The organism is Pseudomonas sp. TH49 (assembly GCF_016650625.1).
Lineage (GTDB): Bacteria > Pseudomonadota > Gammaproteobacteria > Pseudomonadales > Pseudomonadaceae > Aquipseudomonas > Aquipseudomonas fluorescens_H.
In genome coordinates, this window is record NZ_JAEKFL010000002.1 from 2,083,959 (window position 1) to 2,097,266 (window position 13,308).

General features: G+C 58.9%; 17 protein-coding genes and 3 tRNA genes. 8 read left to right on the forward strand and 12 right to left on the reverse strand.

Going from position 1 to position 13,308, the window contains the following annotated elements; genetic code table 11:
• Positions 1-35: 35 nt before the first annotated feature.
• The 3 genes from JFU48_RS26570 to JFU48_RS26580 form a co-directional block, all read right to left on the reverse strand.
• Positions 36-120: transfer RNA gene (locus tag JFU48_RS26570), tRNA-Leu, on the reverse strand.
• A 58-nt stretch (positions 121-178) separates the two neighbouring features.
• Positions 179-254 (reverse strand) — tRNA-His (locus JFU48_RS26575).
• A gap of 32 nt (positions 255-286) precedes the next feature.
• A tRNA-Arg gene (locus JFU48_RS26580) sits at positions 287-363 on the reverse strand.
• A gap of 275 nt (positions 364-638) precedes the next feature.
• Here JFU48_RS26580 and folD point away from each other — a divergent pair.
• Positions 639-1,493 (forward strand): bifunctional methylenetetrahydrofolate dehydrogenase/methenyltetrahydrofolate cyclohydrolase FolD, encoded by an 855-nt coding sequence (folD, locus tag JFU48_RS26585; protein ID WP_003223627.1) that lies wholly within the window; start codon positions 639-641, stop codon positions 1,491-1,493.
• A 229-nt stretch (positions 1,494-1,722) separates the two neighbouring features.
• Positions 1,723-2,661: a D-alanyl-D-alanine endopeptidase gene (pbpG, locus tag JFU48_RS26590; RefSeq protein WP_003223625.1), complete on the forward strand. Its 939-nt coding sequence runs from the start codon at positions 1,723-1,725 to the stop codon at positions 2,659-2,661.
• A 150-nt stretch (positions 2,662-2,811) separates the two neighbouring features.
• Here the strand turns inward: pbpG and JFU48_RS26595 are convergent, their stop codons facing one another.
• From JFU48_RS26595 to JFU48_RS26605, 3 genes are all read right to left on the reverse strand, one after another.
• Positions 2,812-3,006 (reverse strand): hypothetical protein, encoded by a 195-nt coding sequence (locus JFU48_RS26595; protein ID WP_003223623.1) that lies wholly within the window; start codon positions 3,004-3,006, stop codon positions 2,812-2,814.
• Between the two features lie 12 nt (positions 3,007-3,018).
• A complete protein-coding gene (locus JFU48_RS26600) occupies positions 3,019-3,225 on the reverse strand; it encodes a DUF6021 family protein (protein WP_201138179.1) in 207 nt (68 codons plus the stop codon).
• A gap of 89 nt (positions 3,226-3,314) precedes the next feature.
• The gene (locus tag JFU48_RS26605; protein WP_201138180.1) at positions 3,315-3,986 is read right to left on the reverse strand and encodes a peptidase C39 family protein; all 672 of its coding nucleotides are present in this window, start codon (positions 3,984-3,986) and stop codon (positions 3,315-3,317) included.
• Between the two features lie 246 nt (positions 3,987-4,232).
• On the opposite strand from JFU48_RS26605, the gene JFU48_RS26610 reads away from it, so the two are divergent.
• Positions 4,233-4,388 carry a hypothetical protein gene (locus tag JFU48_RS26610; protein WP_400496312.1) on the forward strand — a complete coding sequence of 52 codons (156 nt, stop codon included), beginning with the start codon at positions 4,233-4,235 and terminating at the stop codon, positions 4,386-4,388.
• Positions 4,389-4,460: 72 nt separating this feature from the next.
• Here the strand turns inward: JFU48_RS26610 and JFU48_RS26615 are convergent, their stop codons facing one another.
• Entirely contained in the window at positions 4,461-5,210 is a 750-nt protein-coding gene (locus tag JFU48_RS26615; RefSeq protein WP_103484112.1) for a TerC family protein, read from the reverse strand.
• Positions 5,211-5,239: 29 nt separating this feature from the next.
• Complete coding sequence (locus tag JFU48_RS26620; RefSeq protein WP_103521274.1) at positions 5,240-5,482, reverse strand: hypothetical protein; 243 nt, start codon at positions 5,480-5,482, stop codon at positions 5,240-5,242.
• Between the two features lie 154 nt (positions 5,483-5,636).
• Here JFU48_RS26620 and nhaR point away from each other — a divergent pair, with 154 nt between their 5' ends.
• A complete protein-coding gene (gene nhaR / locus JFU48_RS26625; RefSeq protein ID WP_045122374.1) occupies positions 5,637-6,536 on the forward strand; it encodes a transcriptional activator NhaR in 900 nt (299 codons plus the stop codon).
• Here nhaR and JFU48_RS26630 read toward each other — a convergent pair.
• Complete coding sequence (locus tag JFU48_RS26630) at positions 6,531-7,694, reverse strand: MFS transporter (protein WP_003223612.1); 1,164 nt, start codon at positions 7,692-7,694, stop codon at positions 6,531-6,533. The two genes, nhaR and JFU48_RS26630, sit on opposite strands and share 6 nt — an antisense overlap.
• A gap of 334 nt (positions 7,695-8,028) precedes the next feature.
• Here JFU48_RS26630 and sstT point away from each other — a divergent pair, with 334 nt between their 5' ends.
• Positions 8,029-9,261, forward strand: coding sequence for a serine/threonine transporter SstT (sstT, locus tag JFU48_RS26635; RefSeq protein ID WP_201138182.1), 1,233 nt, complete (start codon positions 8,029-8,031; stop codon positions 9,259-9,261).
• 65 nt (positions 9,262-9,326) lie between these two features.
• Here the strand turns inward: sstT and JFU48_RS26640 are convergent, their stop codons facing one another.
• Complete coding sequence (locus JFU48_RS26640) at positions 9,327-9,836, reverse strand: DUF1993 domain-containing protein (RefSeq protein WP_201138183.1); 510 nt, start codon at positions 9,834-9,836, stop codon at positions 9,327-9,329.
• Between the two features lie 125 nt (positions 9,837-9,961).
• Here JFU48_RS26640 and JFU48_RS26645 point away from each other — a divergent pair, with 125 nt between their 5' ends.
• Complete coding sequence (locus JFU48_RS26645; RefSeq protein ID WP_003223608.1) at positions 9,962-10,606, forward strand: YceH family protein; 645 nt, start codon at positions 9,962-9,964, stop codon at positions 10,604-10,606.
• A gap of 111 nt (positions 10,607-10,717) precedes the next feature.
• Here JFU48_RS26645 and JFU48_RS26650 read toward each other — a convergent pair whose 3' ends face one another.
• Both JFU48_RS26650 and JFU48_RS26655 read right to left on the reverse strand, forming a co-directional pair.
• Positions 10,718-11,236, reverse strand: a complete 519-nt coding sequence (locus JFU48_RS26650) for a cupin domain-containing protein (RefSeq protein WP_201138184.1) — start codon at positions 11,234-11,236, stop codon at positions 10,718-10,720.
• Positions 11,237-11,423: 187 nt separating this feature from the next.
• Positions 11,424-12,242: a shikimate 5-dehydrogenase gene (locus JFU48_RS26655; protein ID WP_201138185.1), complete on the reverse strand. Its 819-nt coding sequence runs from the start codon at positions 12,240-12,242 to the stop codon at positions 11,424-11,426.
• Positions 12,243-12,498: 256 nt separating this feature from the next.
• On the opposite strand from JFU48_RS26655, the gene JFU48_RS26660 reads away from it, so the two are divergent.
• A complete protein-coding gene (locus JFU48_RS26660; RefSeq protein ID WP_003223605.1) occupies positions 12,499-12,828 on the forward strand; it encodes a hypothetical protein in 330 nt (109 codons plus the stop codon).
• Positions 12,829-13,078: 250 nt separating this feature from the next.
• A complete protein-coding gene (locus JFU48_RS26665; RefSeq protein WP_003223604.1) occupies positions 13,079-13,273 on the forward strand; it encodes a hypothetical protein in 195 nt (64 codons plus the stop codon).
• The last annotated feature ends 35 nt before the right edge of the window (positions 13,274-13,308 follow it).

Below are 13,308 nucleotides of genomic sequence, written 5' to 3' on the forward strand. Positions count from 1 at the left end.
CTTCATCAGGCCTGCGGCATGAATGAAGCTTTAATTGGTGCGGATGAAGAGACTCGAACTCTTACGCCTCGCGGCGCTGGAACCTAAATCCAGTGTGTCTACCAATTCCACCACATCCGCAGATGAAGCTTTTTAAAGCAAAGGCGCCAGACTGTTACATCTGGCGCCTTTCGAAATATGGGGTGGACGATGGGGATCGAACCCACGACAACGGGAGTCACAATCCCGTGCTCTACCAACTGAGCTACGCCCACCATATCGCGTTACTTGTGCCAAAGCTGCCTAATGGCGCACCCGGCAGGACTCGAACCTGCGACCATCCGCTTAGAAGGCGGATGCTCTATCCAGCTGAGCTACGGGCGCCTTGTTAATCTGTACCCTTGGAGGACTACAAACTAAGTGCTTTCCAGCTTCGCAGAACCGTAATTCCGCTCGACCTTCTTAACCAGTGCTAGGCTGTGCCCGACAAGTGCGACGAATAGTATAGAGCGACCTTTAGGTCGTCAAATCTTTTTTGAAAAAAATTCATTTAATTAAAGGAGTTAGGGGAATTTGCTGACCAAGCGCCTTTGCCCTCACCGCCTGACATGCGAGAATGCGTTCTCTTTTTTTCCCCTCTCGATGGTTAATCACGCGCAATGACTGCACAACTAATCGACGGCAAATCGATCGCCGCCAGCCTGCGCCAGCAGATCGCCCAACGAGTTGCCGAGCGTCGCCAGCAAGGCCTGCGCACTCCCGGCCTCGCGGTGATCCTGGTCGGCAGCGATCCTGCCTCTCAGGTTTATGTCTCGCACAAGCGTAAAGACTGTGAAGAGGTCGGCTTCCTCTCTCAAGCCTACGACCTGCCTTCCGAAACCACTCAAGAAGCGCTGACCGATCTGATCGATCGCCTCAACGACGACCCGGCCATCGACGGCGTATTGCTGCAATTGCCGCTGCCGGAGCACCTGGATGCCTCCAAACTGCTGGAGCGCATCCGCCCGGACAAAGACGTCGATGGTTTCCATCCTTATAACGTCGGCCGCCTGGCCCAACGCATTCCGCTGCTGCGCCCGTGCACTCCGAAAGGCATCATGACCTTGCTGGAAAGCACCGGCGTTGACCTTTATGGTCTGGATGCGGTGGTGGTTGGCGCGTCCAACATCGTCGGTCGCCCGATGGCGATGGAACTGCTGCTGGCCGGTTGCACCGTGACCGTCACGCACCGCTTCACCAAGGATCTGGCCGGCCACGTTGGTCGTGCCGACCTGGTAGTGGTAGCCGCCGGCAAGCCAGGTCTGGTCAAGGGCGAGTGGATCAAGGAAGGCGCGATCGTGATCGACGTCGGCATCAACCGTCAGGACGACGGCAAGCTGGTCGGTGACGTGGTGTACGAAACCGCCCTGCCCCGCGCCGGCTGGATTACTCCGGTACCGGGCGGCGTTGGTCCGATGACCCGCGCCTGCCTGCTGGAAAATACTCTTTACGCGGCAGAAACCCTGCACGCCTGAGTCGTTTTTTCGCAAAACAGGAACCCCGCCGCGTGCGGGGTTTTTTGTTCCTGAGAAAAAACTCTAACCGTTCGACGGAAACCCCTCTTTTCACAGGCCTTTTCACGAGATTTTCAGGTCATTCAAACAACCATCGACAGTTCTTCAGCCATACTCCTAAAATGCGCCGTTTCTAAGAAATAACCCGTTACAAAATAACGGAATATCCAACCTTTATGAGTTCGCCCGCGTGAAAATTCGTCTTTCGATCCTGAGCCTGTTTTTCGCTTTTTCAGGCACATTCGTCACGCCAACCGTCAACGCCGCTGAAACCACCGCCGCGCCGCGCGACGCTTCGCAACTGAAGATCGCTTCCGGCAGCGCCCTGCTTATGGATTTGCAGACCAATAAAGTCATCTATTCGAGCAACCCGGATGTGATCGTGCCGATCGCTTCGGTGAGCAAGTTGATGACTGGCCTGGTAGTGGTCGAGGCGCACCAGAACATGGACGAATGGATCGACGTCGACATCAGCCACACGCCGGAAATGAAAGGCGTGTTCTCCCGAGTCAAACTCAAGAGCGAACTGCCGCGTCGCGAGATGTTGCTGATTGCCCTGATGTCCTCGGAAAACCGCGCAGCAGCCAGCCTCGCCCACCATTATCCGGGTGGCTATGCCGCGTTCATCGCGGCAATGAATGCCAAGGCCAAAGCGCTGGGCATGACCAACACTCACTACGTCGAGCCGACCGGTTTGTCGGAACGCAACGTTTCCACCGCCCGCGACCTGAGCAAACTGTTGGTGGCCGCGAGCAAGCATCCGATCCTCAGCGAGTTGACCACCACCAAGGAAAAAACCGTGTCGTTCCGCAAACCCAATTACACCCTGGGTTTTCGCAACACCGACCATCTGGTGAACAAGGCCGACTGGGACATCAAGATCACTAAAACCGGCTTCACCAACCCGGCGGGCCATTGCCTGGTGCTGGTGACGCGGATGAGCAACCGTCCGGTCGCTCTGGTGATTCTCGATGCGTTCGGCAAGTACACCCACTTCGCCGACGCCAGCCGTATCCGCAGCTGGATGGAAACCGGCAGGAGTACCAACGTGCCGGCGGTGGCGCAACAATACAAGGCGGAGAAAAACCTCAAGGGTCGCCAGAGCGGCGTGGTCGAAGCCTCCAAGTAAACGACGCACTCAACTGTGGCGAGGGAGCTTGCTCTCGCTGGGGCGCGTAGCGGACCTTCTTTTTTAACAAGAAAAGGCCTGCTGCGCAGTCCAGCGGGAGCAAGCTCCCTCGCCACAGAGGTATTCAGCCAATTGTTGAATACCCGTTATTCAATCATTGGGTAACGGCATTTTGTCGTCGTCCGGAATGCCGTCACCAGCGCTCGGATCTGGCGTCATCACATTAGGCCGCGCCAGCGGATCACGCAGCGGGCTGTCAGGGTCCAGCACGGGGTCCAGCTCTTCCTCGGGCGTGGTCGGCACACTGTCCGGATGCTTATCGTCGAAACTGGAATCGGTACTCATACGCACCTCACTTCAAGGTTTCAGATCGGCTAACGGGTCATAGGGTTTGGCCGGGCGCTTGCTGTCTTCGCCGGACTCCACGTCCTTCGGCGCCTTGGCGGGGCCAACCGGATCGACCTGCGGATCGTCGAGGTCCGGCGAATCCGGGTCGAAGCCCAGCTCGTGACCAGAGGAATGCTCGCTCGAGTGCGGGCCTTTGGGGGATGGGGAATCTGCCATGCTCGCCTCCTGAATCACCCGCCAATTCGGGCTCTATCATTAAGAGGCGTGCCGGGCGTGAGGGTGCCCGGCAGATGACGAACGGAAGTTTAATGTGCTGCCAGCGCCTTTTTAGCTTGCGCAGCTTCACGTTCCTGCCCTGCCTGCGCCAGCTCGTCCGCAGCCTTGAGCCAGCGTTGACGGTCGACTTCGGCGGGAATCTGCGACGGTTTCTGGATCAGCACCGCCCAGCCACCCGACTTCTCGAACGCCGACTCAAAGGAACTGAAACTCATCAATTCGCGATGGTTCATGCCGGCGCGCAACAATACTTTCTGCTTGCGTCGGTCGTAACCGGAGAGGATTGCGTAACGCGGTTCAGCCCAGAAGGCCGAGCCCTCGCTGAATCGCACCATCACTGGATAGCCGGCCGCGACCTGGGTCAGCAAGGCTGGCAGATTGCTGTCCAGCGGGTACACGACCATTCCGTATTCACGCGCGAGGCTCTGCAGGTTCTGTTGCAACTTGTCTTCGGCGCCCGGCAGATGCAGCGGCTTTTCCAGCAAACCCGGGGTTATCACGATGCCCTGCTGCGACAACAGGCTCGCCAACACCTGCGGCCCGCTCTGGTTAGCCTCGCCGCGATAAAACGTACCACTGAGCTCGACCCGCTCCGGCAAGCGCTTGACCTGCGGCGCCACACTGCCCGCACACCCTGCCAACACCGCCGCGCAACCGGCTACCAGCAATGCCGCACGAATTCGAGAAAATACCTGGCCCATCATCGCTCTCTGTTCAGACGCCGGTCATCTTGTTCCGGCAAAGCCCCGATCATAGGTCGACACAGGTCAGCGGTATAGCCTTAAACGGCAGATGCAGTGGTTACATAGAGCAAAGTGATTGGTCACCACCGACCTTTGGTCAATAGCTTGAAACACGCCAATGACTAGACTGTCAGTGAAAAAGACTTAAATGAAAAAAGTGGGTGCCCGATGCAGGGCAAAGAGGAGGCACTGATGAGCCTGACCATGACTATCGTAATGCTGATTGCCGGCTGGCTGGCTGTGGCCACCGCCATGTTGTGGGGCGTGCTGCGCATCGCCCGGCGCCACCATCATCCGCTGCCGCCTGTGGCGGTCGAGACTCCGCAAAAGCACAACGCACGCCACGCGACCGCGCACTGAAAGCCGAAAACCTTCCCCCGTAAAAAAGCCCCCTGAACTCAAAGGTTCAGGGGGCTTTTGACTGGTCAGCGATTACGCCTGCTCAGCCAGTTTCCTCTGCTTCGCCCGGCGCGACATCATGTTCAGCACTTCAATCGCTGCCGAGAACGCCATCGCCGCATACACATAACCTTTCGGTACGTGGGCGCCGAAGCCTTCGGCAATCAGCGTCATGCCGATCATGATCAGGAAGCCCAGCGCCAGCATGACCACCGTCGGGTTGTCGTTGATGAACTTGGCCAGCGGCTCAGCCGCAAACAGCATCACCATCACCGACACCACCACCGCGATTACCATGATCGGCAGGTGTTCAGTCATGCCCACCGCGGTAATGATGCTGTCGATCGAGAACACCATGTCCAGCATCAGGATCTGACCGATTGCGGCAGCGAAGCCCAGAGTCACAGTCGATGTCGCGGTTTTCGGGTCTTCCGGCGCCGGGTCCATGCTGTGATGGATCTCGGTCGTGGCTTTCCACACCAGGAACAGACCACCGGCAATCAGGATCATGTCCTTCCAGGAGAACGCCTGACCCATGATTTCGAGCACAGGGGCGGTCAACTGCACGATGAAGGCGATGGTGCTCAACAGGGCCAGACGCAGGATCAGCGCCATGCCGATACCGATTCGACGCGCCTTCTGCCGATGCTGCACGGGCAGTTTGTTGGTCAGGATCGAAATAAAGATCAGGTTATCGATGCCGAGCACGATCTCCATCACCACCAGTGTGGCCAAAGCAACCCAGGCGGCGGGGCTGGCGGCGAGTTCTAACAGATATTCCATGGGTCAGTCCTGACTCTTTGTATGACGGTTTAGATGTTCTTGGAGGTCGATTCGGATTTTTCCGCATCTTTTTCCGGTGCTTCTTTGTTCTCGATCAGGCCGCCGGTGGCGTCACTGAGCGCCTGTTCAGCAGCCTTGTGCGTATCGTCGATTGCCTGTTTGGCGCTTTCGGCAGCCTTGCCCATCAATTGCTGGGCGCTTTTCTCGGCCTGATCGCAACCGGCCATAAGCAGTAAAGACGTAAACATCAATGCAGGGATTGTGTATTTCATGAGGCTTTCCTTCGAATGAACAGACAGGGTCACAGACCGCCCGTCGATGGCTGGGCATTCTAGGGAGACAAACACTTCAGGAAAATTCGTATTTTTAGCGACTATACTTCGTTTTTTACGAATCCAGCACAATCCACACAGAGGTCATTGCTCGATGCTGAATTACCGACAACTGCATTACTTCTGGGTGGTCGCCAAGACCGGCAGCATCGTGCGTGCCTGTGAGCAACTCAACCTGACGCCGCAAACCATCAGCGGGCAGATTTCGTTGCTCGAACAAACCTACGGCATTGAACTGTTTCAACGGGTCGGCCGGCAGCTTGAGCTGACTGAGGCCGGACGTCAGGCCCTGCCCTACGCCGAGCAAATGTTCCAGCTGGGCGGCGAGCTGGAATTGATGCTGCGCGCCCAGCCCAATGAACAGCAGATCCTGTTTCGCGTCGGCGTGGCGGATGTGGTGCCCAAATCCATCGTCTATCGCCTGATCGCACCGACCATGGAGCTGAACGAGCCGCTGCGCATCACCTGCCGCGAGGACAAACTCGAACGTCTGCTGGCGGATCTGGCGATCCAGCGTCTGGACCTGGTGATTTCCGACAGCCCGATGCCGTCGCACCTCGACATCAAGGGCTACAGCCAGAAGCTTGGCGAATGCGGGATCAGTTTCTTCGCCACCGCAGAACTTGCGGCGCAATACGGGGAGGATTTTCCGCGCAACCTCAACGGCGCACCGCTGTTGATTCCCGGGGCGGAAACCGTGGTGCGCAGCCGTTTGCAGCGCTGGTTCGCCGAGCAGCAGATCCAGCCGCGAATCGTCGGGGAGTTCGATGACAGCGCCCTGATGCAGGCCTTCGGCCAATCGGGCAGCGGGATTTTCATCGGTCCGAGCGTGATTGCCGATGAAGTCAGACGCCAGTACGGCGTCGAAGTGATTGGCCAGACCGACGCGGTGACTGAGTCGTTCTATGCCATTTCGGTGGAGCGCAAGGTCAAGCACCCCGGCATCGTTGCGATTACCGAAGGTGCCCGACGCGAGCTGTTTACCGCGTTATGAAGCCTGCGCGCACTCTTCGCGCGGCTTGAGCGTCATCAATACCATGGCGAGGAACACCGACAACAGAATGAATCCGGCAGCGGCGAACCCCAGAAAGCCGAGGCCGGCACTATCGATCACCCGACCGCCGATCATCGCGCCCAGGCCGATCCCGAGATTGGCCCCGGCGATATTCAACGAAGCGGCAAACGCCGGTGCCTGCGGCGCGGCTTTCATCAGACGCACATGGCTGACCAGGAACAGCGCAGCCTGAGTGATGCCCCAGATGCCCATGGCCACCGCCAGTCCCACCGTCGAATGAATGTTCGGCACCAGCGACACCATGCCGGCAATCATGAACGCGCAGAACAGCACCGAAGCGCCCAGCGGATGTCGATCCACGGCGCGGCCGCCCAGCGAGTTGCCGATCAGCCCGACCGCACCGAAGCCCATCAGACACCAGCCAACCACCGTGCCGTTGAACCCGGCCAGCCGTTCAAGAATGTCGGCCAGATAGGTGTAGGCCGTGAACATGCCGCTGAACACCAGAATCGACAACACAACATGGCCGATCATCAGCGGGTTGCGCAGGATCTTGAACTGCGAGGCGAAGCTGACCTGATGCTGGTGCAGGCTGGTTTTCGGCAGGTACACAAACAGCAACAAGGCCTTGGCGAAAGCGATGACCGCCAGAATCGCGAACGCGCTGCGCCAGCCGAACGCATCGGAAATCAACGTGCCCACCGGAATGCCGAACACCGTCGCGCAAACGATGCCGAAGCCGATCTTGGCAATCGCACGGCCAGCGTAATCCGGGCCGACGATGTCCACCGCCGTCTCACTGGCCAAGGCCCAGAACACCGGCAGACCGAGCGCCGGGATCAACCGGGCGATCGCCATGACCCAGATGTTCGGCGCCAGCGCCGCCACCGTGTTGGCCAGGCCGAACATGATCAGAATGGTGATGAACAGCTTGCGCCGCTCGAAGCGGGCGAAATACGCGGTCAAGAATGGACCGAACATCGCCACGGTGAAAGCGAATAAAGTCACCAGCAGACCGGCCTGCGGAATGGTCACCGCCAGGTCTCGGGCGATTGCCGGCAACAGGCCGACGATGACGAATTCCGTGGTCAGCACCGTGAAGCCGGCGGCGGACAACAGAAGAATGGGCAACAGCATGAGCAACTCCAGCAAAACGACGACACCAGCGATGACCGAGAGGCCCGCTGGCAGACTATGAAAATGAGGATGGCGAATCTTAACAGAGTGTTTCCGGGCTGACTTGCACAAACCTGCCGACTTGCCGATCAATCCGGTGGCAGATCGTCACAGGCCTGAAGGATAAGGCCTGCCCTGTGATAAAGTCCGCGCCCCGAAAAACGTACACCCTGATCAACGACCAGTTTAATGGCGTTGATGTCGCGTCAGCCCTTTCGTTTCGTGCCGGTGACCTGCCCCCGATGTATCACCGGTTTCACGCAACCCTGAACCGTATAAAAACAGAGATGCCGTTATGACTGCTTCATCCCCTTCTCTCCTGCAACGCCTGAAAAACCTCAGCCTGGTCACACAGATCCTGATCGGCCTGATTGCCGGTATTGCCTTGGCGCTGTTCGCTCCGGAAGCGGCGAAAGGTTCGGCGTTCATCGGCAAAGTGTTTGTCTCGGCGCTGAAAGCCGTGGCGCCGATTCTGGTGTTCGTGCTGGTGATGGCGTCGATTGCCAACCACAAGCACGGTCAGGAAACCCACATTCGACCGATCCTGTTCCTGTACCTGCTCGGCACCTTCGCCGCAGCCGTAGTCGCGGTTGTCGCCAGCATGGCATTCCCCTCGCATCTGGTGCTGTCCACCGACAACGTGTCAGTCACCGCGCCGGGCGGCATCGCCGAGGTGCTGCAAAGTCTGCTTTTGAGCGTGGTCGACAATCCGGTCAGCGCCCTGATGAATGCCAACTTCATCGGCATTCTGGCCTGGGCGATCGGCATGGGCGTTGCCATTCGCCACGCCGGTGACACCACCCGCGAAGTGCTCGGCGATCTGTCCAACGGCGTGACACTGATCGTGCGCGTGGTGATTCGCTTCGCGCCGCTGGGCATTTTCGGTCTGGTGGCCTCGACTCTCGCGACCTCGGGCTTTGGCGCGCTGATCGGTTATGCACATCTGCTGGCCGTACTGCTGGGCTGCATGCTGTTCGTCGCCCTGGTGATGAACCCGCTGATCGTGTTCTGGAAACTGCGTCGCAACCCGTACCCGCTGACCCTCAAGTGCCTGCGCGAAAGCGGGATCACCGCCTTCTTCACCCGCAGCTCGGCGGCGAATATTCCGGTCAACCTGGAACTGAGCAAGCGTCTGGGCCTGCATGAAGACACCTACTCGGTATCGATCCCGCTGGGCGCGACCATCAACATGGCCGGCGCGGCGATCACCATTACCGTGCTGACCCTGGCGGCGGTGAACACGCTGGGCATTGCCGTGGACATCCCGACCGCGATCCTGCTCAGCGTCGTCGCGGCGATCTGTGCCTGTGGCGCCTCGGGTGTGGCCGGCGGTTCGCTGCTGCTGATTCCGCTGGCGTGCAGCCTGTTCGGCATTCCGAGCGAGATTGCCATGCAGGTGGTGGCGGTGGGCTTCATCATTGGCGTGTTGCAGGATTCGGCGGAGACTGCGCTGAATTCGTCCACCGATGTGCTATTTACGGCGGCGGCTTGCCTGGGTGAAGAGGCGAAAGCCCAGCGCACCGCATAACCCCTACAAAAAACAAAAGCCCGCCAAGGCGTAAACCTTGGCGGGCTTTTTTGTAGCTGGGTGTTTTAGTACGCGCCCATGAAATCGCGTTTACCCACTTCAACACCGTTGTGACGCAGCAGCGCGTAGGTGGTGGTGACGTGGAAGAAGAACTGCGGCAAACCGTAGCTCAGCAGGTAAGCCTGGCCGCTGAAGCGCTTCTCTTTCGGAGTGCCCGGACGGGTCACGATTTCGATACCTTCCTTGCCGTTGATCTGCTCTGGCTTGATCTCGCCGATGTAAGCCAGGACCTTGGCGATCAGCGCCTGCAGCTCGGCGAAGGTGGTTTCGGTGTCGTCATATTTCGGAATTTCGACTTCAGCCAGACGCGAGGAAACACCCTTGGCGAAGTCGACGGCGATCTGCACCTGACGCACCAGCGGGAACATGTCCGGGTACAGGCGTGCTTGCAGGAAGGCGTTCGGGTCGATGTTTTTCTCGGTGGCGTGGGTTTCAGCCTTTTTCAGGACATCGCTCAGGGCGTTGAGCATTTGTTGAAAAACCGGGACGGATGCGGCGTACAGGGAAATGGTCATGGCAGTCTCGTATGATGGCTGGGTGGAACGTGGAGGCGATTATAGCCATGCTTGATGACCACACGGCTTGCCTTTTGTTAGCCAAGGATTAGGCTAGGCGCCTTCGACTGCAGAGGGAACGCGCGATGACCACCGAACTTGAAACCACCACCGACGAACCCCGGCTCAACGCCACGGAAATCCGCATTCTGGGTTCGTTGATCGAAAAACAGGCCACCAGCCCGGAAACCTACCCGCTGACCCTCAATGCACTGGTGCTGGCCTGCAATCAGAAAACCAGCCGCGAGCCGGTGATGAACCTGACTCAAGGCCAGGTTGGCCAGAGCCTGCGGGCGCTGGAAAGCCACGGTTACGCCAAACTGGTCATGGGCAGTCGCGCCGATCGCTGGGAGCACAAGCTCGACAAGGCGCTGGAACTGGTGCCGGCCCAAGTGATTCTCACCGGTTTGATGTTCCTGCGTGGCCCGCAAACGGTCAATGAGCTGCTGACCCGCAGCGGTCGCATGCATGACTTCGAAGATGCCGAGCAGGTGGTGCATCAGCTTGAACGCCTGATCGCGCGCGGGCTGGCGGTGTTGATTCCGCGTCAGGCCGGGCAACGCGAAGACCGCTACACCCATGCGCTGGGCGATCCGGCGGATATTGAGGCGATCCTGGCGGCGCGGCAGAATCCCGGGGAACGCTCTAGCGGCGGTGTTTCGGTTGAGCGCATCGAAGAACTGGAAGCGCGGATTGCAGCGCTGGAAGAACGTCTGGCGCGTCTCGAATAATCACCACAATCCTATTGTGGGAGCGGGCTTGCTCGCGAAGAGGCCGTGTCAGTCACATCCCTGTGAATGACCCACCGCATTCGCGAGCAAGCCCGCTCCCACAGGGTCTGTTTATTCACCCTCCCAGTAATCCACCCCGTCCGCCTGCCGCGCCACGGCAACAAAGCCTGACGTATTGCCCTCGGCATCAACCTTGAAGTTGTCCATCACCGCGTATTTGTTGGAGTCCGGGTACTCACAGATATCCGGTTGCTGCTGGGTGCTGACCGCGAGGTAACGCAGCTCCGCGTCGCTGGTGTTGATGATCTGATGCGCGGTTTCCGGGCCGCCCGGCGGGCAGGCAATCACGTCGCCTGCGCGGATCGGAAAGCGCTCGGCACCCAGCCGCACCTCGCCCTCCCCGGCTACCACGTAGAACATCTCTTCGTTGACCCGATGGCTGTGAAACGGACTGCCGCGCATGCCCGGCGGCAGGGCATAGAGCCGATAACCGAGCTTCTGTGCGCCGAGATGCTGGCCGATGCGGGCCATGCGTTGTTGATAGCGACCAGCGGTTTCGCCTTCCGGGGCCAGAGCTTCGGGCAGGGTTTCGAGTTCGACCTGGTGCAGGTTGAGGATGGGCGGATGCATGGTGGCGCCTCGATCAGGTTTTTGTGAGGGGCAAGTCTTGGCTTGCTGAGGCCGCAGTATAGGCATCCCGACTCACAACCGAGTCGCAGTCTTCGCGAGCAAGCCCGCTCCCACATTGAAATGCATTCCTCTGTGGGAGCGGGCTTGCTCGCGAAGGGGCCCGCTGGCTCAGCGCAAAACTCAATGATCAGCTGCGAGCAAACGCCACCGCTGCCGCAAACTGTTCTTCACTCGGCCGCACCCCGGTGTACAGCACAAACTGCTCCAGCGCCTGGATCGCAATGACCTCAAGCCCAGTGATGACCTTTTTACCCTCGGCCCGACCCCGCACGATCAGCGGTGTCTCCGACGGAATCGCCACCACATCGAATACGGTCTCGGCAGACTGGATCACTTCAGGCTCGAACGCCAGTTGCCCGGCCTCCGGGCCGCCGTCCATACCCACCGGGGTGACGTTGATCAGCATCTGCGGCCGCTCTTCGCCCAGCTCCGCCTGCCAGCGATAGCCCAGCGAATCCGCCAACGCCCGTCCGGCACGCTCATTGCGCGCAACGATCAACCCATTCCTGTAACCACCATCGCGCAAGGCACTGGCCACCGCTTTGGCCATGCCGCCGCTGCCGCGCAGGGCGAACGTCGAATCCTTCGGCACCGCGTGGGTTTCCAGCAATTGCGCGATGGCGATGTAGTCGGTGTTGTAGGCCTTGAGGTGGCCGTTGGTGTTGACGATGGTGTTGATCGACTGGATCGCCGCCGCCGACGCATCCAGTTCATCGACCAGCGCGATGCACGCTTCCTTGAACGGCATCGACACACCGCAACCGCGAATCCCCAGCGCACGAATCCCGCCAACGGCCCCCGGCAGATCCTGACTGCTGAACGCCTTGTAATAGAAGTTCAGGCCCAACTGCTCATACAAATGGTTATGAAACCGCAGACCGAAGTTCCCGGGGCGCCCGGACAGGGACATGCACAGCTGGGTGTCTTTGTTGGGATTCATCTGCATGAAACTTCTCCTGAAAACCGACTTTCGGATGGACGGAGTTAGCCATTCCATCGTGTTGTGAACGATCATAAGCACTATCTGCAACGGGCTTCGCGAGGCTTTGGCCCTACGGTAAAGAAGCCGGTACAGACCTTACACAAACTTTACCCAGACGCTGTGCTGATTTACAAAAACACGTTGTCTTAGAAGTATCCCCGCGATAGTCCTTGGGTCTAATTGCAGATTCAAGCGCCGGGTTGAATAACGAGGAATTATCATGATCCGTAAACTTCCTGTCTTAGCTTTGCTGATCGGTGCATTGGCTGTTACCGGACAGGCGCAAGCCGGTGGTTACTATTATCACGGTCACGGCGGCTGCTGCTGGGGCGGCGGGCACGCTGGCTGGGTTGGTCCGGCCGCTGTCGGTGCAGTGTTGGGCGCAGTGGTAGCGGGTTCGGTGATGTCCTCACCGCGCACGGTTTACGTACAGCAACCGGTGTATGTACAGCCGCAGCCGGTTTACGCACCGCCACCGGTCTACTACCAGCCACCACCTCCACCGGTTTACTACCAGCCACCGGGCTATTACGTTCAGCCTCGCTACTAAGGCCGACGTCTGTAGCGTAAAGGCTGTAAATGAAACAGGCTCCGCCGCAAGGCGGGGCCTGTTTTCGTTCAGGTATGTCTGAATAAATCTTGCGAAGGTCGCTACCAGGACAATGCTGGCGACTAGAATCGGCATGATGAATACAGCGCCCTTTCCTGATGCTGGGGAAAACGGTCATCTATTTGTCATGACGGAGCCGCAATCTGAATCCGTCCGTAAACAACAGGTTGATAACAACAAGGACGACGATATGCCTACACAAAACCCGCATCGCATTGTCGGTTTATGCACCTCAGGCAAGGTGTACAACACGCTGACTGAGCTCAAGCACCTGGAAGGCCACCGCTGCGCCAAGTTTCTTTCGCTGCTGGCGGAGCATCTGGTGCACAAGGGCTTGCTCAATGAGCGCGAAGTGGTGCACATGCTCGACCAGGTTGTCGATTGAAACAGCCCTCACTGTTATCAATGACCACTATCGAA